This window comes from Sporosarcina sp. GW1-11 (assembly GCF_033088395.1).
In the GTDB taxonomy this organism is placed as follows: Bacteria; Bacillota; Bacilli; order Bacillales_A; family Planococcaceae; genus Sporosarcina.
Genome location: NZ_JAPMIW010000014.1, coordinates 26,817 through 48,958, shown reverse-complemented (window position 1 = coordinate 48,958; position 22,142 = coordinate 26,817). Strand labels below are relative to the sequence as shown.

Genomic DNA, 22,142 nt, shown 5'->3' with positions numbered 1-22,142 from the left:
ATGACATGAAAAGTGCTTTTCTATTTCCTGGTCAAGGATCCCAGTGGCCAGAGTTTCTTCATGAACTTCCTAATTGTACAGCAGTGAAGAAGACAATTGAAGAGGCAAGTGACCATCTGGGTGAAAGCGTATTCAATTTTCATTCGAAAGAAGCACTAGCTTCAACAAAAGCCGTCCAGATATCCCTTTTAACTGCGGGAGTGGCGGCATACAGGGCATTCGATTCAGAAAGAATTCAGCCAGATTTTGTCGGAGGACATTCGGTTGGAGCTTTTGGCGCAGCAGTGGCGGCAGGGGTTATGGATTTTAGAGATGCATTGAAGATTGTCGAAAAGCGTGGAGAATTAATGGAATCGGCATTTCCTGAGGGTTACGGTATGGGGGTTGTGCTTGGATTAGAAGCATATCAACTTGCGCAGCTTATTGCACAAACTGTAGATAAGCAGTACCCGGTTTTTATGTCCAACCAAAATGCTCCTGATCAATTGACGATTTCAGGTGCCTTGCCGGGTATCGAAAAAGTTCTCGTTGAAGTACAGCAGAACGGAGCGCGCTGTGCATCTTTGTTGAACGTGAGTACACCGTCGCACTGCCCACTATTGTCTGCCGTCTCGGATGCACTGCTCAAAGAACTTCATGCTGTGTCATTTAATTCGCCTACTGTACCGTATGTCGGAAATCGAAACGCAAGGCTGTTGTTTACGCCTGAAGAGATTTGCCTAGATCTCGCGGAAAGTGTTTCTTCAGCTGTTCAATGGCATGATGCCTCTTCCGTGTTATATGAAAATGGCGTACGGTTGTTTATTGAAATGCCTCCTGGAAATGTGCTGACACGGTTAGCAGATCGGGCATTTCCCGATGCTAAGGCATTATCAGTGACGGAAAACGGATTAGATGATTGTTTGTTTGTTGCAGAACGACAAAAACTAAAAGGGTAAAAGGGGACAAATTATTTATGGTAAAACATATGGATCGTACAAAGCGCTCATGGACAACTAGACAGGAAGCCAAGCAAAAGAGAAAGTCGGATGTTAAGAATCTTGTAGACGGGATGGTGATTCCGACTGATCGTATTATAGAGGCGATGGAAATACTCATCCAACCGGGTGACCGAGTAGTGCTTGAAGGTAACAATCAAAAGCAAGCTTCATTTTTATCTGAAGCGCTTGCCCAGGTAAATCCTAATAATTTATTTGATTTGCATATGATTCTTTCCAGTATTTCTAGGCCTGAACATTTGGATCTATTTGAACGCGGTATTGCGAGAAAAGTGGACTTCGCTTATGCCGGCCCGCAAAGTCTTCGAATGGCACAAATGGTGGAAGACGGTAAAGTGACGATGGGAGAAATCCATACATATATCGAATTATACGGGCGCCTCTTCATAGATCTAATACCTTCAGTGGCGTTGGTCGCAGCTGATAAGGCGGATCGTTTTGGGAATTTATATACTGGACCGAATACAGAGGAAACTCCTACGCTAATCGAGGCAGCTGCATTTCGGGATGGTATTGTCATTGTTCAAGTAAACGAACTGACAGATGAATTGCCGCGCGTCGATATTCCAGGTTCTTGGGTCGACTATATTGTCGTAGCGGATAAACCATATGAGTTGGAACCTTTATTCACAAGGGACCCAAGGCATATTACGGATATACAAATTTTGCAGGCTATGATGATTATTCGCGGGATTTACGAAAAACATGAAGTACAGTCACTCAATCATGGAATTGGTTACAATACAGCCGCCATTGAATTATTACTTCCCACATATGGTGAGTCTCTTGGTCTGAAAGGGAAGATATGCAAGCACTGGGCTTTGAATCCACACCCGACGATGATCCCAGCAATCGAAAGCGGTTGGGTTGATAGTATGCACTGTTTCGGCGGTGAAGTTGGTATGGAAAAATACGTGGAAGCAAGACGGGATGTATTCTTTAATGGATCCGACGGCAGTATGCGCTCGAACCGGACATTGTCCCAAATGGCAGGGCAATATGCTGTGGATTTATTTATAGGCTCAACGTTACAGATGGACGGAGAAGGAAACTCTTCTACGGTTACACGGGGAAGACTTGCAGGTTACGGAGGTGCTCCTAATATGGGACATGATCCAGGAGGCCGTCGTCACTCCACTCCTGCCTGGTTGAACATGATGACATCGGATGAGCCGCTCGCACGTGGTAAAAAGTTGGTTGTACAAGTAGTAGAAACTTTCCAAAGCGGTAATAAACCAGTCTTTGTTGAGTCACTGGATGCAATCGACGTGAAAAATGATACCGGGCTTGCGATTGCGCCTGTGATGATTTATGGAGATGATGTAACGCATGTCGTAACGGAAGAAGGCATTGCTTACTTATATAAGATTGACAGTATGGAAAAACGCCGAGAAGCGATTGCGGCAATTGCTGGTGTTACGGAAATCGGTAAAACGATAACAACAGACAAAATAAAAGAATTACGTCGTGATGGATTCGTAGCTTTCCCTGAAGACTTGGATATCCGCAGGTCGGACGCAAAACGTTCGCTGCTAGCTGCAAAGAGTGTGGAGGAATTAGTGGAGTGGTCAGATGGATTGTATGAGCCGCCTGCTAAATTCAGAAGCTGGTGAATGGAGAGGTATTATGATTCAAGAAAAGCAATCTTTTATTCACTTTATTTCAAATACTGCCTGTCGTTCATTAATAGAAGAAGTAGAGCTGACGCCGAAGCCGGGATTGGTGGACAGTGAAAATACAGGTGCGCATGAGGATCTTTCCATCGAATTAATGAAGGCTTCAGCAGAATCACTTGAAGAGACGTTCGCAGAAATTGCAGAAATTAGCTATGGAGAACGGCCATCACAATTCATACGGGAAAAAATTGCAGCAATCGGACGTGCTGGGGAAGAGAGAATGTTCGAAGTAACCAGTGGTGTAAATACACATAAGGGAGCTATTTGGGCCATCGGACTTTTAGTCTCCGCTACCGCGTTTGGCAAAGGAATGGATCCGCTAGAAAAAACCATTTCAAACGCAGGTAAAATCGCTCGATATCCCGATCGAAATTGTCCCGTCACATCGACAAATGGCGGAAAAGTTATTGCGAAGTATAATGTAAATGGTGCAAGGGGCGAAGCGCAGCTCGGTTTTCCTCATATTTCCCTTTATTCACTGCCGATGTTAAAGCAATGTAGGAGTCAAGGCATGACTGAGGACAATGCGCGGCTGGCAGCACTTTTATCTTTAATCGCACACCTGGATGATACGTGCATACTACATCGCGGAGGTCCAGAGGCTTTGTCATTTGCAAAAAAAGAAGCTGCCGCGCTATTGCATAATGGAAATCTGCATAGGATTAAGTCTTTAGATGATAAATTTATCAAGCGGAATATTTCCCCTGGGGGCAGTGCGGATCTACTTGCAGCCACCCTGTTTTTAGATAAAATCAAGTCATATAAAAGAGTTTGCGAAGTTGAAGAACAGCGAAAGTGTAGTTACAAATAGGAGGTGCTTCATTTGGAGAGTTTTTTGTTTACTTATCCTGCTAGAAAAAGTATTGACCGACCTGCTCATGTTGGAGTTGTAGGTTCAGGTGATTTGGAAATTATTCTGGAACCAAATGATCAGTCGACAACAGAAGTATCGATTCGGACGCATGTCACGGGACATAAAGCAACATGGGAAGCTGTTATTCAGCGCTTCTTTGAGCAACATGATATTGCAGCAAATGTAAAGATTAATGATTTTGGAGCAACGCCTGGAATGGTCGCAATGCGTCTAGCCCAAGCAGTGGAGGTGAGTAGCTATGATTAAATCATTGAAAGCCAGTTTCACGGAATGCAGTGGACGTGAACGAGCGGTTGAATTACTAGATTCAGAAGGTTACAGAGAGCTGCTTAGTCCGTTTGACGGGGTAGAATCACCTCACTTGGAGAAGCAAGGAATCGTTCCACAAAGCGATGACGGAGTGATTGTAGCAAAAGGAACAATAAATGGTCATTCGGCAGTCGTAATTTCAATAGAAGGAAAGTTTCAAGGCGGAGGAATTGGCGAAGTATCAGGTGCGAAAATTGCTGGTACATTGGAACAGGTATTGGCGGATTGTGAAGCCGGGAGAAAGACGTTCCCCGTGCTAATTTATGATACGGGTGGGGTAAGACTACAAGAAGCAAATTATGGATTGCTGTCAATCGCTGAAATTAGCGCAGCTATCGTTGCCCTTCGCCGTCATGTTCCTGTAATTGGCGTCATCCCCGGCAAAATAGGAGCGTTCGGTGGTATGTCGATAACTGCAGGACTGTGCAGTGCTGTAATTATGACGAAAGAAGGCCGTCTTGGATTAAACGGACCTGAAGTAATCGAACAGGAAGCAGGGATACGCGAATTTGATTCGGAAGATCGGCAGCTTATTTGGGGAACAATAGGCGGAGAACAGCGAACGGCTACTGGTTTTGCAGATTTACTGATTGAAGATGATACGGAGGCTGTAAAAGAAGCAGTTACTTCCGTGATCAATGGTGATAAAACATTTCCACAGAGAACAGAACAAGTTAAGCGATATAATGACTTTTTAAGACTTGTTGAACCGAGTCAACGTCTTTCATTTAAGGATGTACGGGAATTATGGAAGCAATCTGAAAATAATTCTACGGCAGCAAATCGAACTTCTGATGGAACACTATCAAACGGTAGAGGTCTGATATGGTTTAATATGCTGCGTGGTGTCGCTGAGGAAATAGGAGATTTACCTTCTGTCCGTGTTTCTGACAGCAGTATTGGAGAGAGTAAAGTACGTTATATCGCAGTTGTACCAGATGGTAATAACTATTTTCCTCGCGCGCGAAATGGCGAGCTGGGTCTACTGGAAGGCTGGTCGATTGCGAAACATATCCGTGAAGCGATTGAAGAGGATCGGGAGGGAGAAAAGCGAGCCATCATAGCAATTGTCGATGTTCCGAGTCAGGCTTATGGATATCATGAAGAGTTGCTCGGAATCCATCAAGCGTGCGCGGCTGCAGTAGATGCATATGCTTCAGCACGGCTTGCTGGTCACCCTGTCATTTCGTTCATACCAGGCAATGCGATTTCAGGAGCGTTTTTATCACATGGAATGCAATCAAACCGAATCATAGCGTTGAATGATCCAGGCGTAAATGTGCACGTCATGTCTAAACAATCGGCTGCCAGAATTACACAAAGAAGTTTGGAAGAGTTAGAAATAGCATCGAAAAAAGTTCCGGCTATGGCCTATGATGTGAATTCTTTTGAAAAACTGGGTGCCCTATATTCATTGGTTGATGAGATCGAGGCAGATGCACCTGGAAATAAAGATCGTGAGCTAATCTATCAAGAAATAAGTCGTGCAATTGAAGACGTGCGGGATAGAAGTGTAAATGATCTGAGCAACCGCTTAACTTCTGATCTTGCAACAGAAGGCGGAAGAGCTGCTTCAATTTTGGTTAGAGAGAAGCTTTTCGCACAATGGAAGTAAATCCGCATGATCTATTGGAAATAGCCTGCCAAAGTGATTTGATCAGCTTTTCGCCACAGCCTGACTGGGTAGGACTATCGCTCGATCGCGCACCATTCGTCGTAGTGCGACGAGCGCGTTCGGCGGAAGGTTTGATTTCTGTCGGGGTTCGTGGTGAAAAAAGAAATGAGCGATTTGCTGCGTTTCTTCCTAGCAATCGAATTGTGAAGAGGGTTACGCCGGAACAGCTTGCATTTGAGAAAAAGTGGAGAGAGCGTCCAGAGTCATTGTTTACGTACGTAGAAGAAGTGAGTTATTTGATGGAGAAATTTTCGCTCAACTGGGGTCCGACAGGCAGTGTTGGATTCGAGTTGGCTAGCGATAAAGAAACGGTTACCGAAGCAAGCGATGTAGATGTGATTATCCGCGCCGATAGTAGATTAACGAAAGAACTTTGTCAACAACTTATGGTTGAATTGAGAAAAGTCCCTGTGGCGCTAGATGTACAAGTTGAAATATCAGAAGGCGCGTTTTCACTGAGTGAATATGCATCGACGCGGGACGGGAAAATCATACTTCGGACGATGGATGGACCGATTCTAAAACAGATTGGCGAATAACCATGTACAGGTGATAATCTTAAAAGAAGCAGGGGCATATTTAAAGTGAGAAAGTACTGTAGAATGTAAAATGCCCCTAGACTTTCATTCCTGAAAAGGTATAGAAGAAGCTATCGTTAACAAAAAATGATATGGTTGGAATTGTAAAAACTGAATCCCCAAACACTGTATATATTCTATTCATTAGAAGCCACAAAATCTATCTCAGGAATTAAATGAGGAATCGCCAATGTAATAAATTCTTCTGGCGTGATTTTCTTACTATTTCTTTTCCATTCTACAGAAGCTCCGTAAATTCCCCAGCTTAATATGACCGCAGTAATTTTTAGCCCTTCATCTTCTTCGGAATTATGTTGTTTTAACAGCAGTTTATAAAATATGATTTCGAGCTGTTCTCTAATATTCCGAGCAATGGTCTCTTCGTATCCTCTATGACAACGGTTGGATAATGATTTTTGGAAGTTCGTGATCGCTACAAAAATACTAACTATTACTTCTTCATTTAGTTCGTTATTTTGGTAATTGCTACAATCCAAATTAACTAATAATACTTCCGATAATACCTTCTCCAATAAGTCATATATATCTTCAAAGTGATAATAGAACGTGGCGCGATTAATCATAGCTTCAGCTGCAATATCTTTTATGGTTATATCCTTAAATTCTTTTTTACTCGACAGTTCCATAAAAGAATCCATGATTAATTTACGGGTCCGTTGAATTCGGGGGTCCGTCTTTGGTTGATTCATGTTGAGTTCCCTCCAACTTTTCCAACAATTTCTTCAATGTGTTGTATATGCGACAATACAGACAATCTATTGGTGTTGCTAATTTTCATTATGTTATACAATTTAGTTGTAAGCAAATGATTGACGTTCGAAGAAAAGTTTGCGAAATACCTTTTATACCAACAGTTAAATGAATGCGTTGAAAAAGATTTTTACTATCGCTTATTTTATAGAAAAGAGGAATACTACATTGAAAAATAATAATCAAATGATTTGTGATGTAGAAACTGGCGTTTGTGGAGAAGCTGGAGACGAGGAAATGGAACTAATCGATTTTAACCAGCCGCAAAAAGAAGTTAATCTTTATTATGTGACAGATCCTATTTGTTCTCATTGTTGGGCAATCGAACCCGAGCTCCGTCGTTTTGTGGAGCAGTATGGTAATTACTTCAACTTCCATACGGTAATGGGCGGTTTGTTGGAAAAATGGCATGACGGGCCTATCGATCCTGCAAACGGAATTTATAAGCCAGCTGACGTTGCGGGTCACTGGCGAGAAGTCGGAGAACATTCAAGAATGCCGATAGATGGTACGTTAATGCTTGATAATCCAGTTCAATCCTCTTATCCACCTTCTCGTGTATTTAAAATCATTCAAAAAAATCATAACGAGGCGCTAGCATTTGACTATTTGCGTCGTACAAGAGAAGCACTCTTTGTCTTCAATCAAAACATTTCAGAAAAATCTGTTATGATTGACATTGTAAACAAACTGTCTCTTGACGGAAAAGCTATTGTAAATGAAGCGGAACAACTAGCTGCACAACAATTATTAAATGAAGACTTCGCGTTAGCTAGAAGTTTAGGTGCAACTGGTTTCCCAAGCATTATGATGATCAATGCAGAAAATAAAGGCGTGAAAATTGTTGGTAGTCGTCCATTTGAATCTTATGTGGACGGATTAAAAAAAGTTCTAAACGCTGAAGTTTTACAACCGAAACAACAACCATCTCTTTCTAACTTACTTAAAAAAGAAAAACTTTTATTTTCAAAAGAAATTGAAGTAATGTACGACGTTGAACAATCGGCTATTCACACTTTTGTGGAAAAAGAACTTTCTTCAGACAGTTATCAAGCGCAGGAAATTTTAGGGGAAACTTATTTTACAACTACTGAATAAAAAGGAGAATGATCATGACATACGTATTACAAGTAGATTTTAAAATGAATGGACCATTTGGAGATGAAATGGCTGAGGGGTTCGCTGATTTAGCGAAAAGTATCAATGAAGAGGAAGGGTTCATTTGGAAAATATGGACGGAAAACCCTGAAACCAATGAAGCGGGTGGAATTTACAGTTTCCAAACAAAAGAAACAGCTGAAAACTATTTAAATATGCATGCTAAAAGATTAGCTAGCTTTGGCATTACAAATATCAACTCAAAAATATTTGAAGTGAATGCTAAACTTACGGAGATTAATAAAGGACCAGTAAAATAAATAAGTAGAAGTATTTACACAAAAATACTTACTATAACATACAATCGACTTCCTAATGGAAAGTCGATTGTATTAAATGCTATGAAAAAGGAGGAGTTTGTATTGTTACAAAAGCTTGAAGCGGGAAATCATGCACAGCCGTTCAGAGGTCCATTCACAATTACACGCGTTCATCCGGGAAATATTCTTGAAAATGAAACGATGGATACTGCTTTTGGACCGTTAGCGATTATTGATCATGCAGTGATGAAAAAGGGCTTAACGATTAAAATGCATGAACACATCAATGACGAGATAGTAAGTTACATAAGCTCAGGGATCATGCATCATAGAGATTCTGCGGGTTTTGAAGCGCCGATTGCACGTGGAAAATTAATGATGATGAATGCAGGAGCAAGCTTTTGGCATGAAGAAAAAGTAACAGAAGGCGAAGTCGAAATGCTTCAAATCTTCATCCGACCGTATGACACCGATCTTTCCCCAGAAATTCAATTTCATGATAAACCGGTAGATAATCGCGATTGGTATGTCATGGTAGGGCCTGAAGGTAGTGGAGCACCACTTTACGTTAGGCAAAATGTCTACATATTAGACTCGCATCCTAAAGCGGGTGAAGAGTTAGAAATTCCAACATATACAGGTCTTACACCATTTCTATACGTAATGAATGGCGAAATTACGGTTCAAGATCTCACGATTGGTAAACGAGAAGCGATAACGGATGTAGTCAATCCACTTCCGCCCTTAATTGCGAATGAAGACACTATAATTGTATTGTTCTTTATCGATAGAAATGCACCAATGTCTTTGAATGGGACAATTAGTGGCTTGAAAAACTAGCAACAGTCAAAGCTCTAAAAATTAGTAATAAAAGAAATCCTATAACCGCGTCCTGAAATTCTACTTCACTACGAGTTTAGTTTCAATACAAACTAATTCATTTTCAAGTGTTGACAAAGGAAATGGATCTATGGTATATTTATCTCGAATTAGAGATATATTGATTTTATGTAACGCAACTAAAAAATTTTCAATCGATCAAATTTTTTTCATTAAAATTATCTCGAATTAGTAGTATATGAATTTGAAATGATAAATAATAGGAGGAACTATAATGAATCACTTAAAAGGAATTCACCACGTAACAGCTATAACGAGTAGTGCAGAAAAGAATTATGAATTTTTCACCTATGTATTGGGAATGCGTCTCGTAAAGAAAACAGTCAATCAGGATGATATTCAAACGTATCACTTATTTTTCGCGGACGATAAAGGTTCTGCAGGTACAGATATGACATTTTTCGATTTCCCAGGTATTCCAAAAGGTACACACGGAACGAATGAGATTTATAAAACTGCTTTCCGTGTGCCGACAGATGCAGCACTGGATTACTGGATGAAACGTTTTGATAAGTATGAAGTGGAAAATACCGGTATTAAAGAAGTTTTCGGTAAGAAAACTATATCCTTTGTTGATTTTGACGACCAACAATATATGTTAGTTTCTGATGAGTTTAATAAAGGTATTGAGTCAGGAACACCTTGGCAGAACGGTCCAGTACCTTTGGAATTTGCCATTACAGGTTTAGGACCCATTCATATTCGTATCGCGCAATTTGACTATTTTAAAGACGTTTTAGAAAAAGTCATGTTCATGCGTGAAATCGCTAATGAAGGTTCACTTCATTTATTTGAAGTAGGCGAAGGCGGCAATGGTGCACAAGTAATTGTGGAACATAATGAGACCTTACCATCTGGTCGACAAGGATTTGGTACAGTGCATCACGCAGCTTTCCGCGTAGAAGATACAAATGTATTACATGAATGGATCAACCATATGAAAGCGTCTGGATTCCAAACGTCTGGTTATGTGGATCGCTTCTTCTTTGAATCCTTATATGCACGGGTAGCACCAGGCATCCTTTTTGAATGGGCAACAGATGGCCCTGGCTTCATGGGAGACGAACCGTATGAAACAGTAGGGGAAATCTTGTCGTTACCACCATTCCTTGAAGGAAGACGGGAACAAATTGAAGCATCAGTAAGACCAATCGACACAGTACGTAGCACGCTTAAAATTGAAAAAGAGTATTTGTAAGGAGATAGAATTAAAAAAAGTGGGATTTTTAAAAACAGTGCGAACTAAAGGGGCTGAATCTATTGATTTCTATTGATCCAACAAAAAATAGTGAACGGGATAATTACAAACTTCTAATTGGCTCTATTATTCCAAGACCTATAGCCTTTGTCACAACACAATCTAATGAAGAGGAGAGTTTCACATGACAAAATGGAACGTAGATGTAGCTCACACAAATGTAGGTTTTTCAGTTAGACATATGATGGTTTCAAATGTAAAAGGTAGTTTCACTGGGATCGAAGGTTCTGTTACTGGAGATCTAGACAATTTAACAGAAGCGAAAATTGAATTTATAATTGATGTAAACACAATTAATACAAATAATGTAGACCGTGATAACCACTTGCGTTCAGATGACTTTTTCGCGGTAGAATCGTACCCGACTATTACATTTGATTCAACTGAAATTGTTAAAACAGGAGAAGACACGTATGATGTAACAGGAGATCTTACGGTTAAAGACGTTACGAAGAAAACTACATTTAAAGTAACCCGTACTGGATCCGGAAAAAATCCTTGGGGTGTAGAAGTCGTTGGTTTTGAAACGGAAACAAAGATTTCTAGAAAAGAATTTGGTCTAACTTGGAACCAAGCGTTAGAAACAGGTGGCGTATTAGTAGGTGACGATATTAAAATAACGGTAGAACTTCAAGTAAATCCAGCATAATGAATAGAGATTTCTTTATCGCATAGTAGATAATCACCTCTTTCTGATTTATAGTGATTACTTGAACCGTTATGTAGTTAGTAAAAATCCAACAATAATAAAAGGGATGGTAAATATGGAAACTAAAAATCAACAAGAAGAGGTATTATCTCTAAAATTATTTGTCGTATTAACACGAGCTTTAGAGTCAATAAGAAAACGAGTTGAAGAAGATATAAAATGTTTAGGGTTAAACCCAACAGAATTTGCTGTTCTCGAGTTAATTTACAGTAAAGGTGATCAACCGATACAAAAAATCGGTGAGAAAGTGTTGATTGCGAGTAGTAGCATTACGTATGTGGTAGATAAGTTAGAAAAGAAAAACTTGTTAAAGAGAAAACCTTGTCCGAAAGATCGACGTGTAATACATGCAACTATAACAACTGATGGAACAGAATTGATGGATGAAGTCTTTCCAAAACATAAAAAAGCTATAAAAGAAATCTTTAGTGGACTAGATATAAAAGAAAAAGAAGAACTAATTGAACAACTAAAAAAATTAGGCTTCCATGCGCAAAATATGTAATTTTTATTCTTATACCTCGAATTGATAATATACCAATTATTGTTAATCGCATTGATTGTATTTCATGAGGAGTGAAAATAAATGACGAAGAAAACAAGTGGAATTCATCATATCACAGCGATTGTTGGTCATCCGCAAGAAAATATAGATTTTTATGCTGGAGTTTTAGGTTTACGTTTAGTGAAAAAGACAGTGAATTTTGATGATCCGGGCACGTACCATTTATATTTTGGTAATGAAGGTGGAAAACCAGGTACAATTATCACATTTTTCCCGTGGGTTAATGCATATCAAGGGAAAATAGGAGATGGCCAAGTAGGTGTAACCTCTTACGTAGTTCCTATGGGAGCGTTAACGTTTTGGGAACAAAGGTTGAAAACGTTTAACGTGTCAGTAACTAAAGCAGAACGATTTGGTGAGCAATACGTACAATTTACTGACCCTCATGGACTTCGACTAGAAATTGTGGAGCGGGCGGAAGGTGAACATAACTCATGGACGTTTGGAGGAGTAACACCTGACGTAGCTATTAAAGGATTCGGTGGGGCAACTTTATTTTCTGCTCATCCGAATAAAACAGCTGAACTATTAGAAAAAGTTATGGGACTTGAACTAATCGAAAAAGAGGGAGACTATATCCGTTTCCATTCATCCGCTGACATTGGAAATATTATCGATCTCAAAACAACAACAACCGGAAAAGGTCAACTGGGTGTTGGAACAGTTCATCATATTGCATGGAGAGCGAGTGACGACAACGACCAATTGGAATGGCAAGAACATGTTTCAGAAAATGGTTATGGCGTCACTGCGGTTAAGGATAGAAACTACTTTAATGCGATCTACTTTAGAGAGCATGGTGAGATTTTATTTGAAATTGCAACAGACCCCCCTGGATTTACCCACGATGAGTCGGTGGACACGATGGGACAACAATTGAAATTACCAGCGCAATATGAACAGAATAGAGAACAACTTGAACGTAAATTGATTCCAATTACAGTAAGAGAATTGGAAGAAACCTAAGCTTCTGTGGAAGTGCAGATATTGAAGGGGGATATAACATGAAGCACGTATTTCAAAAAGGAAAAGATAGCACTAAACCAACGTTATTAATCCTTCACGGTACTGGTGGCAATGAATTAGATCTATTGCCTTTAGCAGGAAGAATAGATAAGGAGGCTTCCGTGTTAAGTGTTCGTGGGAATGTTTCAGAAAATGGCATGCCGCGATTTTTCAAAAGGTTAGCTGAAGGCGTGTTTGATGAAGAAGATCTTATATTCCGTACGAAAGAATTACATGAGTTTCTTGATAAAGCTGCCAAAACATATGAATTTGATCGTACGAATATTATTGCTATTGGGTATTCAAATGGAGCAAATATAGCTGCTAGTTTATTATTTCATTATCAAAATTCTTTAAAAGGTGCAATCCTTCATCATCCTATGGTGCCGAGAAGGGGAATCGAGCTTCCTGATTTGTCTGGAAAACCTGTGTTTATTGCTGCAGGTATTAATGATCCGATGTGTCCACCAGAAGAGGCTGAAGAATTACAATCGTTATTGGAACAAGCGAATGCAAATGTTGAAATTTATTGGGACAATAAAGGTCACCAATTAACAGCAGGAGAAGTAGAAGTAGCTAGTAAATGGTATTCGAATGTATTGTAAGTCGAGAACACGCGTAATTTTTCTTGGTTTGGAATGAATCCGTTTAAAGGAGTATCCGTTTTTATCATGCATGAAATGACGATCATCCTATGCAATTCAGCTCTTTTATTTCATCAAAAATAAAAAATACGTTAGCGAAATTTCATCCTCTTCTCTAGCTCAATTGAGAAGAGGATTTTCTTTCACTAATTTTAACGATTGACCGGCCGGATGTACTTAGAATGGGAACTAACAATTACAAATGTTGTACTTAGTATTATGTAATGTAGGAAAAGCGAAGAGTCTGAAATTCGATTCTTTTTTGACGGGTAATTTGATTTTTGTAACCAAGTACTGAACGGGTTATTCAACTAGAAACCCTGCTTTTTTTAATGCATCTTGCGCTTGCTGTAATTGTTCTTCGCGCGGAGCTGAAATGGTATGCAAATGAATCCCGCTATCATCTAAATTTAGTAAATAAGGTGCTTTTGCATGTTGAATCTGGGCAATGAAAGCTTTCACTTCTTGGCGATTTGATACCAAAATAGATGCGCGAACATCACCATAAACGGAATGCTCTACGCGCACATCTTTAACAGTTACGCCGTGGTCAACTAAAATATTTAATTCCTCTTCTGTCTGTTCAGGCGTATGACGGCAGACGATAATGCGTTCAAACCCTTCCGTCGCTTCAGGTAGCACCGTGTATAAATACCCTTGATTGGTCGCGATGATCGGTTCTTTTTTGGCTTTCAATAAATTGATATCGCTGACGATTACTTGTCTACTAACATCTGTTAATTCACCAAGTTCGCCCCCAGTTACAGGACGTCCTGCTTCTTGCAATGTGCGAAGAATAAGCTGTCGTCGCTCTTCTCCTGCTATTTTTCCTTTATGACGCAAAATTCTCACCTCTAACGTATAGCTATTTTTTCATTTTTATTATTTAGTGTCTTGGCGATATCCAGTAATGCATCTGCTAATTGTTGTGCGTTTTCTAAAGTCGACGACTGTCCGAAAGAAATCCGTACTAATCCTTTTGCCTGAGTAGCTGGGATCTTCATCGCAGTCATCGTAGTAGAAGATTGTTGCTGACCCACTTGACACGCACTTCCCGTGGACACCGCAAATCCTCGTCTATTTAATTCTAACATAATAAGTTGTCCTTCCGAGCGATTGACGCATAGTCCGATAATATGGGGCAATTGTGATTTTGCCGTGCCGTAAAATGTAAAAAGTTCTTGATACGGTAGTAATGTATTCATTACGAGTGTACGTAGCGCTTCAAACTTTTCAAAATCATTTGTCGTTTCCGCAAGCTCGGCAGCTCTCAAAAATGCTGTGATACCAGGTACATTGACGGTGCCCCCACGAAAACCTTTCTCCTGAACAGCGCCTGGGAATAACGGCACAGCCCGAATATGCGGATCGATATATACTGCACCCACCCCTTTAGGACCGTACAATTTATGGCTCGATAACGATAAGCTATCGACGTATGGGCTGATGTCCCGTACATCTATTTTTCCGAATGATTGGACGCAGTCACTATGTAATAGAATACCTTTAGGTTTCACTAAATCATAGACTGCACGGATCGGTTGAATGGTGCCGATCTCGGGATTACAATGCTGAACTGATACGACAATCGTCTCGTCTGTAATGGCTTGTTCAAGTTCTTGCAGATCAATAAGTCCTTCTGATGTAAATGAAACGAGGGAGATTTGAAATCCTTGCTCTGCTAAATATGCTGCTGCTGAGTGAAGAGAAGGGTGCTCCGCAGCGGTTATAATCATGTGATTACCTTTATTTCTAGCTGCATACGCGAGGGAAATCAAGGCTAATGAATTACTTTCCGTTCCGCCAGAAGTGAAATAAAGACCTGTCGGATGTACCCCTAGCATCTCGCCCAGTCGTTCGCGGCATTGCCTTAACATGTTTTGCGCGGTCCCGCCTTCATCATGCAAACTCGTCGTATTGCCAAATTGTTGTTGCGCGACAGCTACATATACTTCTGCCGCTTCCTTGTGCAAGGGAGTCGTTGCAGCGTAATCGAAATAGTGCAAAATGAATGACCTCCTAGAATAAATTATATATTCATCTTGTCATAGAAAGATAAATATGTAAAGATAGGTGTAAAGACAACTTAGTGAAGCAGTTCGTAGGAGGATATAAATGAATAGAATAAAATTAGTTTCCATGCTTGAACAATTTTTCATAGAAGATTTAGGAGATGGTGATTTATCTGCTGACGCGTTGTTTCCAGACGATGCTATCGGAGAATTGCAGTTAATTGCGAAAGAACCAGGCGTTTTTTGTGGGAAGGATATCATTACAGAAGGTTTCCGAGTAATGGACCCTGCGATTCAAGTGACCTATTTCGTTCAGGACGGAGAAACGATGGAGGACAAACAAGTGCTAGCTACCGCTGTCGGTTCAGTACGTAAACTATTATCGGCAGAACGCGTGATTTTGAATTGCATCCAGCGAATGAGTGCGATCGCGACAAAAACGGCACATTTAGTGAAGTTGCTTGAAACGACAGAGGCGCGGGTGTGTGATACACGGAAAACAGCGCCAGGTTTACGAATGTTAGATAAATACGCTGTTCGAGCAGGTGGCGGCTTTAATCACCGCAATGGCTTATATGATGCAGTAATGTTAAAGGATAATCATTTGGCGTATGCGGGTTCTATTACAGCAGCTGTTACACAACTGCGCGAGCGTCTAGGGCATACAGTAAAAATAGAAGTGGAAATTGAAACGCTAGAACAACTGCAAGAAGCGATTCAAGCAAAGCCTGATATTATTATGTTTGATAATCGTACACCCGAACAAATTAAGGAATGGTTGCCACTCGTCCCACCGAATATTATTACGGAAGCATCGGGTATGATTACGGAACAAACTATTGCCGCTTATGGTCAAACAGGAATTGATTACATTTCGGTTGGTGCATTGACGCATTCGGTCATTGCCGCAGATATTAGTGCCAATTTACAAATTAGAAAGCAGGAGGACTGAAGATGATGTCAATTATGGATTTAGTAAAAGCGGACGCTATGTTACCAGAGCGCTATAAAGCGTATTCTGATCAGGAAATGGAAGAAAAAATTCATGCGATAAAAAAAGAGTTAGGCACGAAATTATTCATTCCAGGGCATCATTATCAGAAGAATGAAGTCATTCAATTTGCCGATGCGACGGGTGATTCACTACAATTGGCACAAATTTGTGCAGCGAATGAACAAGCAGAACATATCGTATTTTGTGGCGTACACTTCATGGCAGAAACGGCAGACATTTTAACAACTGCAAGTCAGAAAGTGTATTTGCCTGATATGCGTGCCGGTTGTTCCATGGCGGATATGGCGGATATTTTCCAGACTGAACGTGCGTGGATGGATCTCCAGGAACGTTTCGGTGACACGATTATCCCGTTGACATACGTTAACTCGACTGCTGCTATTAAGGCTTTTGTCGGCCGTCATGGCGGTGCAACGGTAACATCCTCAAATGCGGCAGAGATTGTGAAATGGGCATTTACACAAAAGAAGCGTATTCTATTTTTACCTGATCAGCATTTAGGTCGTAATACAGCATACGGACTTGGTGTGCCGCTCGATCATATGGCAGTGTGGAATCCAATCACAGACGTGCTGGAATACGACGGAAAAGACGATGACTGCCAAGTGATTTTATGGAAAGGTCATTGTTCCGTACACGAAAATTTCACTGTCGCTAACATCCAAAATTTAAGAAAATCTGAGCCGGACCGCAAGATTATCGTTCATCCGGAATGTTCGCACGAAGTCGTAATGCTATCAGATGACGCTGGATCGACGAAATATATTATCGACCAAATCGAAGCGGCGGCACCAGGAACGAAGTGGGCGATCGGTACAGAGATGAACTTAGTCAACCGTTTAATAGAAAATCATCCTGAACAAGATATCATCTCGTTAAATCCGCTAATGTGTCCTTGCCTAACGATGAACCGTATCGACTTGCCACACTTGCTATGGTGTTTAGAAAGCATAGTTGAAGGTGCTGAACAAAATATTATTAAAGTAGATGACGCAACTTCAGCGGAAGCGATTGCAGCTCTCGATCGTATGCTTCAGCGCCCATAAAACATTATTTTGCTTGACAATTGCGTCTACTATTGTATGATTGTGAAAATAGATGTTGAACGTTGATGAAGGATTAGTAGACAAACGGCATGTGTTAGAGAGCGGATTCCAGCGGCTGAAAGTTTCCGTCACAATGCGATTGTTGAACCTGCCTTTGGAGTCCTATGAAAACATAGGCGCGTACCTCGGCGTTAAGGGGAGAGCGGGGTTCTGTAATGGAATCCAATACTGGTGGCACCGCGGAAGCTAAGTCCTTTCGTCCTGATTATGGGACGATTGGGCTTTTTTTTATTGAATCCAAATGTTTATGTAGTGAAATATAGAAATGGCAGGCGAATGAGGATGAAAAAACAGCGAATTGTTGTGAAAATAGGTAGTAGCTCATTGACGAACGATAATGGGGAAATCGATCAGCTGAAATTTAATGACCACGTCGATGCATTGGCGATGTTAAAAAATATCGGTCATGAAGTCATCGTTGTCTCTTCTGGAGCGGTGGCGGCAGGTTTTTCAAGGCTAGGGTACTCTTCGCGCCCGGTGACGATCAAAGGTAAACAAGCAGCTGCGGCTGTTGGACAAAGTTTGCTCATTCAATCGTATATTGAACGATTCAGCAAGCATGCGGTCGTGCCGGCACAAATACTTTTAACGCGCCTCGACTTTTCTGATCGTGAACGCTATAACAATGCGTTTGCGGCGATGTCAGAATTACTTGATCGTGGGATTATTCCAATCATTAACGAAAACGATACTGTCTCCGTCGAAGAATTGACGTTCGGTGATAATGATATGTTGTCCGCATTAGTAAGTGGTTTTTTACATGCCGATCAATTAATCATTCTGACGGACGTAAATGGAATCTACACAAGTAACCCTCGAATTGATCCTGATGCAGTGCGTTTAACGCATATCGATGAAATTACCGATGAATTGCTTGGCGGAACGGATGAACAGGGTTCGAAAGTGGGTACGGGGGGGATGCGTTCGAAATTGCTTGCGGCTAAAACTGCACACACATTGGCGGTGCCTGTATTTATCGGAACTGGTTATGGTCCGACGAAGTTGCTAGATATTTTAAAAGGTCATGGAGACGGGACTTATATTTCCAGCCCTCTCAGCCATGTCATTAATACGAAGCGTCAATGGATTGCTTTACATTCTGAATCGACTGGACGTCTGTACGTAGACAAAGGGGCGGAAACGGCGCTTTTACATAATGGTTGCAGTTTATTGCCGGCAGGTGTGTTTAAAGTACAAGGGAGTTTTGAAGTAGGCGAAGTTGTTGAAGTGTATGGTATTGAAGGGTTAATTGGTAAAGGGGAAGTCACGTATTCTTCGGAACAACTAAGAGAAACGATCGCTGAGAGAGGTAGACAGCAGGAAGAGTTCACACCGATGATTGAAGTTATCCATCGGGATCGCTGGGTACAAATATGAAAAGGGGAGATAGAACAATGAGTGAAATCAGAAAAAAAGGGAAAGCGGCAAAAGATGCAAGTATTGCACTAAATATTGCAACGACAGAGCAGAAAAATGAAGCATTGCAATTGATTGCAGAACAGTTGCTTTTAGAGCAGGAACAATTACTTGCTGAAAACAAAAAAGATATTGATGAAGGTCGTGACAACGGCATCGAATCTGCGGTATTAGATCGTATTTTATTAACGCCAGAACGTATTGAAGCGATGGCAGAAGGTGTTCGTTTAGTCGTTGACTTAAAAGATCCGATTGGTGAAACGTTAGAAGAAATCGAGAAAGAAAATGGCTTACATATTGTACGTAAGCGAGTACCGATCGGTGTGATTGCGATGATTTATGAAGCGCGTCCAAATGTTACAATTGATGCAGCATCACTAGCATTAAAGACAGGTAACGCAGTTGTATTACGTGGTAGTTCTTCTGCGAAATATTCGAATCTTGCACTGTGGCGTGTAATTCAGCGTGGACTGGAAAAAAGTTCGCTGCCTGTCGATTCAGTACAGTTAATCGAAGATACTAGTCGTGAAACTGCGAAAGAACTGTTTACGCTCACTGAATATTTAGACGTACTCATTCCACGTGGCGGCGCGAAACTAATCGAGACGGTCATTCGTGAATCGACAGTACCGGTGATTGAAACAGGCGCGGGAAATTGTCATTTATTTATCGATGAATCAGCAGACGAGAAAATGGCGATTGATATCGTAGTAAATGCGAAAACACATCGTCCGTCAGTTTGTAATGCGATTGAAACGGTTATTATCGATGAAAACTGGTTGAAGAAGCACGGTGCAGTACTAATCGAAGCGTTACGCGAAAAACATGTTCACTTGTTAGGAGATCAAGCGGTTCAACGTTTAGATGCATCTATAACGGGTGTGGAACAAGACGATTGGTCTAGCGAGTTCCTAGACTTAACTTTACGTATGAAAAGTGTTACAAATGTCGAAGAAGCGCTCGAGCATATTAAGCGCTACAGCACAAAGCACTCAGAGGGAATTATAACGCAAACCGATGAACACGCAGAGCAGTTCTTAAATAGCGTGGATGCAGCAGCGGTCTACGTCAACGCTTCGACACGCTTCACAGATGGCTTTGAATTCGGCTATGGTGCAGAAATCGGTATCAGCACACAGAAGTTGCATGCGAGAGGTCCAATGGGATTAGAGGCATTGACTTCATCGAAATTCGTTATTAGAGGGACAGGCCAAATTAGATAATACTTAGGAGGGGTTATTATGACAGCACAGATCGCAATTAACAAAACTACGCAACCAAAAGAGAAACCAGCAGCGGATAATCCGCTAGCATTCGGTACCATTTTTACGGATCACATGTTTGTAATGGACTATACACACGGAACAGGTTGGCATGACGCTCGTATTGAGCCATATGAGCCATTCTTGCTAGACCCAGCGGCAATCGTTTTACATTACGGACAAACGGTTTTCGAAGGGCTAAAAGCGTATCTTAATAAAGAGAAGGAAGTCGTGTTATTTCGTCCAGAGGAAAATATGAAACGCTTGAATCGTTCGAATGATAGATTATGCATGCCGAACTTTGATGAAGAGTTTGTGCTTGAAGGGTTGAAGCAATTAGTTTCATTGGATGCTGACTGGATACCAGACAGAGAAGGCACGGCACTATACGTTCGTCCGTTCATTTTCGCTACACAACCGTATTTAGGTGTAGCGCCGTCCAAAAACTATCGCCTAATGATTATTTTATCACCGGTAGGTCCTTACTATAAGGAAGGCATGAACCCGGTCAAAATCGCTGTAGAATCACAATATGTACGTGCGGCAGTCGGTGGCACGGGCAGTGCAAAAACAGCTGGTAACTACGCAGGTGCGATGAAAGCACAAGAAGTGGCAGAAGCGGGCGGTTATTCTCAAGTGCTGTGGCTCGACGCAAAAGAGCATCAATACATTGAAGAAGTTGGCGCGATGAATGTATTCTTCAAAATTAATGGAGAGGTTATTACACCAAGTCTTAACGGTAGTATTTTAGAAGGAATTACACGTAAATCGGTTATTGAATTACTACAATCTTGGGATATTCCTGTGACGGAGCGCAAAGTGTCCATTCAAGAGATTTTCGATGCGAATGAAGCGGGTACGCTTGAAGAAGCTTTTGGTACAGGAACAGCCGCTGTTATTTCTCCAATGGGCGAATTGTTCTGGGGTGGTAAAAAGTGTGAGATTAATAACAATGAAATTGGCGAATTGTCATTGAAAATCTATGATACGATTACCGGCATTCAGACGGGTAAAGTCGAAGATCCATTTGGTTGGGTCGTCAACGTAAAGTAAGGTTGATAGATTTTACGAATCGATCCGTGACAAGTCCGCTCCTGTGAAGTACACTGTAAATAGTTTTGATTGAAAGGGAGTTTCCTGATGAACAAGCGAATATTCGTTTTATTCCTAGCTGTCATCCTATTTACAATGGCAGGATGCGGCAAGACGTCTTCCGCGCCAAAGAGTGCGCAAGAAGTGCTCGATAAGGCAGAAGCGGCGATGAAAGATTTGAAATCGGTTCATTCAAGCATCGTCTATGATGAAAGTATCGTGACATCTGATCCGGTAAAACGCACAACTAAAAATGTGCAAATCCAATCGAATGTAGAATTAAACCCTTTGAAGGTTTCTGAAGAAGTTCTCTACAAAATTCCTAAACAAGGACGTCAACAACTTCACATCTTCCAACAGCAAGACCAGATGGTGATAAAGGTAGATGAAGAACCTTGGCGGAAACTAACAGAAGCTCAACGAAATGGCTCTTTCGGTGTGTTTGTACCCTATGCAGCGCCAGTCGTAGATTTCACTTTATTAAAGCCTTTCATTGAGACGGCAGAAATGGAAAAAGTCGATTACGGCTATGCGTTACATTTCTCCTTGTCGCCCGCAGAATACCGTCAGTTGGTGAAAAATGTTTCAATCAATAGTAACGATGCTGAACGATTGATCCATACACATACTGGATTCCCAGTGATTGATAGAATGGATATAGAACTACGAGTCAATGAAAAAACATTTTTCGTTACGGGCTTAAAACTATCTGCACAAGTAACGAGCTATTTTGAGCGCGATTATATTCGTTACAAACAAAAAATGGATGCGAAGTATAGTTACTTTAATGCAGTCGATCCGATTAAACTGCCTGCCGATGCGGCTGAATTAGTAAAATGATATGAAAAATCCACGAAGC

23 protein-coding genes and 1 pseudogene are annotated in these 22,142 nt (G+C 41.0%); 21 read left to right on the top strand and 3 right to left on the bottom strand.

What is annotated here, in order from left to right; genetic code table 11:
• Nucleotides 1-5 precede the first annotated feature (5 nt).
• From ORD22_RS10190 to ORD22_RS10165, 6 genes are read left to right on the top strand one after another with little or no spacing between them, the layout of a single operon-like run.
• A complete protein-coding gene (locus ORD22_RS10190) occupies nt 6-938 on the top strand; it encodes an ACP S-malonyltransferase (protein ID WP_317645855.1) in 933 nt (310 codons plus the stop codon).
• Nucleotides 939-955: 17 nt separating this feature from the next.
• The gene (gene mdcA, locus ORD22_RS10185; RefSeq protein ID WP_317645854.1) at nt 956-2,611 is read left to right on the top strand and encodes a malonate decarboxylase subunit alpha; all 1,656 of its coding nucleotides are present in this window, start codon (nt 956-958) and stop codon (nt 2,609-2,611) included.
• Nucleotides 2,571-3,485, top strand: coding sequence for a triphosphoribosyl-dephospho-CoA synthase (locus tag ORD22_RS10180; RefSeq protein ID WP_317645853.1), 915 nt, complete (start codon nt 2,571-2,573; stop codon nt 3,483-3,485). The genes mdcA and ORD22_RS10180 overlap by 41 nt, the downstream gene beginning before the upstream one ends.
• 12 nt (nt 3,486-3,497) lie before the next feature.
• Nucleotides 3,498-3,794 (top strand): malonate decarboxylase subunit delta, encoded by a 297-nt coding sequence (locus ORD22_RS10175; RefSeq protein WP_317645852.1) that lies wholly within the window; start codon nt 3,498-3,500, stop codon nt 3,792-3,794.
• A complete protein-coding gene (mdcD, locus tag ORD22_RS10170) occupies nt 3,787-5,472 on the top strand; it encodes a biotin-independent malonate decarboxylase subunit beta (RefSeq protein WP_317645851.1) in 1,686 nt (561 codons plus the stop codon). The genes ORD22_RS10175 and mdcD overlap by 8 nt, the downstream gene beginning before the upstream one ends.
• Entirely contained in the window at nt 5,463-6,071 is a 609-nt protein-coding gene (locus ORD22_RS10165) for a malonate decarboxylase holo-ACP synthase (RefSeq protein WP_317645850.1), read from the top strand. Before mdcD ends, ORD22_RS10165 begins: the two co-directional genes overlap by 10 nt.
• A gap of 176 nt (nt 6,072-6,247) precedes the next feature.
• Here the strand turns inward: ORD22_RS10165 and ORD22_RS10160 are convergent, their stop codons facing one another.
• On the bottom strand, nt 6,248-6,820 hold the full coding sequence (locus tag ORD22_RS10160; protein WP_317645849.1) for a TetR/AcrR family transcriptional regulator: 573 nt from the start codon (nt 6,818-6,820) through the stop codon (nt 6,248-6,250).
• A gap of 247 nt (nt 6,821-7,067) precedes the next feature.
• On the opposite strand from ORD22_RS10160, the gene ORD22_RS10155 reads away from it, so the two are divergent.
• The 9 genes and pseudogenes from ORD22_RS10155 (at nt 7,068) to ORD22_RS10115 (ending at nt 13,341) form a co-directional block, all read left to right on the top strand.
• Nucleotides 7,068-7,979, top strand: coding sequence for a DsbA family protein (locus tag ORD22_RS10155; RefSeq protein WP_317645879.1), 912 nt, complete (start codon nt 7,068-7,070; stop codon nt 7,977-7,979).
• Nucleotides 7,980-7,993: 14 nt separating this feature from the next.
• Nucleotides 7,994-8,299, top strand: coding sequence for a monooxygenase (locus ORD22_RS10150; protein ID WP_317645848.1), 306 nt, complete (start codon nt 7,994-7,996; stop codon nt 8,297-8,299).
• A gap of 102 nt (nt 8,300-8,401) precedes the next feature.
• The gene (locus tag ORD22_RS10145; RefSeq protein ID WP_317645847.1) at nt 8,402-9,139 is read left to right on the top strand and encodes a pirin family protein; all 738 of its coding nucleotides are present in this window, start codon (nt 8,402-8,404) and stop codon (nt 9,137-9,139) included.
• Nucleotides 9,140-9,413: 274 nt separating this feature from the next.
• Entirely contained in the window at nt 9,414-10,397 is a 984-nt protein-coding gene (locus ORD22_RS10140; RefSeq protein WP_317645846.1) for a ring-cleaving dioxygenase, read from the top strand.
• A 62-nt stretch (nt 10,398-10,459) separates the two neighbouring features.
• Nucleotides 10,460-10,567: pseudogene (locus ORD22_RS10135) on the top strand (flavin reductase family protein); the annotation flags it as partial.
• A 14-nt stretch (nt 10,568-10,581) separates the two neighbouring features.
• Entirely contained in the window at nt 10,582-11,106 is a 525-nt protein-coding gene (locus ORD22_RS10130; protein WP_317645845.1) for a YceI family protein, read from the top strand.
• Nucleotides 11,107-11,221: 115 nt separating this feature from the next.
• On the top strand, nt 11,222-11,671 hold the full coding sequence (locus ORD22_RS10125) for a MarR family winged helix-turn-helix transcriptional regulator (RefSeq protein WP_317645844.1): 450 nt from the start codon (nt 11,222-11,224) through the stop codon (nt 11,669-11,671).
• An 81-nt stretch (nt 11,672-11,752) separates the two neighbouring features.
• Nucleotides 11,753-12,697, top strand: a complete 945-nt coding sequence (locus tag ORD22_RS10120) for a ring-cleaving dioxygenase (protein WP_317645842.1) — start codon at nt 11,753-11,755, stop codon at nt 12,695-12,697.
• Nucleotides 12,698-12,735: 38 nt separating this feature from the next.
• On the top strand, nt 12,736-13,341 hold the full coding sequence (locus ORD22_RS10115) for an alpha/beta hydrolase (protein WP_317645841.1): 606 nt from the start codon (nt 12,736-12,738) through the stop codon (nt 13,339-13,341).
• A 342-nt stretch (nt 13,342-13,683) separates the two neighbouring features.
• Here ORD22_RS10115 and ORD22_RS10110 read toward each other — a convergent pair whose 3' ends face one another.
• Nucleotides 13,684-14,223, bottom strand: coding sequence for a transcription repressor NadR (locus ORD22_RS10110; protein ID WP_317645840.1), 540 nt, complete (start codon nt 14,221-14,223; stop codon nt 13,684-13,686).
• An 11-nt stretch (nt 14,224-14,234) separates the two neighbouring features.
• A complete protein-coding gene (locus tag ORD22_RS10105) occupies nt 14,235-15,386 on the bottom strand; it encodes an IscS subfamily cysteine desulfurase (RefSeq protein WP_317645839.1) in 1,152 nt (383 codons plus the stop codon).
• Between the two features lie 109 nt (nt 15,387-15,495).
• Between ORD22_RS10105 and nadC the strand changes: the two genes are divergently transcribed.
• The 6 genes from nadC to ORD22_RS10075 all read left to right on the top strand — a co-directional run bounded on the left by nadC (nt 15,496) and on the right by ORD22_RS10075 (nt 22,123).
• Nucleotides 15,496-16,344 carry a carboxylating nicotinate-nucleotide diphosphorylase gene (nadC, locus tag ORD22_RS10100; protein WP_317645838.1) on the top strand — a complete coding sequence of 283 codons (849 nt, stop codon included), beginning with the start codon at nt 15,496-15,498 and terminating at the stop codon, nt 16,342-16,344.
• A 5-nt stretch (nt 16,345-16,349) separates the two neighbouring features.
• On the top strand, nt 16,350-17,453 hold the full coding sequence (gene nadA / locus ORD22_RS10095; RefSeq protein WP_317645878.1) for a quinolinate synthase NadA: 1,104 nt from the start codon (nt 16,350-16,352) through the stop codon (nt 17,451-17,453).
• 342 nt (nt 17,454-17,795) lie between these two features.
• On the top strand, nt 17,796-18,890 hold the full coding sequence (proB, locus tag ORD22_RS10090; protein ID WP_317645837.1) for a glutamate 5-kinase: 1,095 nt from the start codon (nt 17,796-17,798) through the stop codon (nt 18,888-18,890).
• 17 nt (nt 18,891-18,907) lie between these two features.
• Nucleotides 18,908-20,152, top strand: coding sequence for a glutamate-5-semialdehyde dehydrogenase (locus tag ORD22_RS10085; RefSeq protein ID WP_317645836.1), 1,245 nt, complete (start codon nt 18,908-18,910; stop codon nt 20,150-20,152).
• A gap of 18 nt (nt 20,153-20,170) precedes the next feature.
• Nucleotides 20,171-21,244, top strand: coding sequence for a branched-chain amino acid aminotransferase (locus tag ORD22_RS10080; RefSeq protein WP_317645835.1), 1,074 nt, complete (start codon nt 20,171-20,173; stop codon nt 21,242-21,244).
• An 87-nt stretch (nt 21,245-21,331) separates the two neighbouring features.
• Nucleotides 21,332-22,123 carry a DUF6612 family protein gene (locus ORD22_RS10075; RefSeq protein ID WP_317645834.1) on the top strand — a complete coding sequence of 264 codons (792 nt, stop codon included), beginning with the start codon at nt 21,332-21,334 and terminating at the stop codon, nt 22,121-22,123.
• Nucleotides 22,124-22,142: the final 19 nt, after the last annotated feature.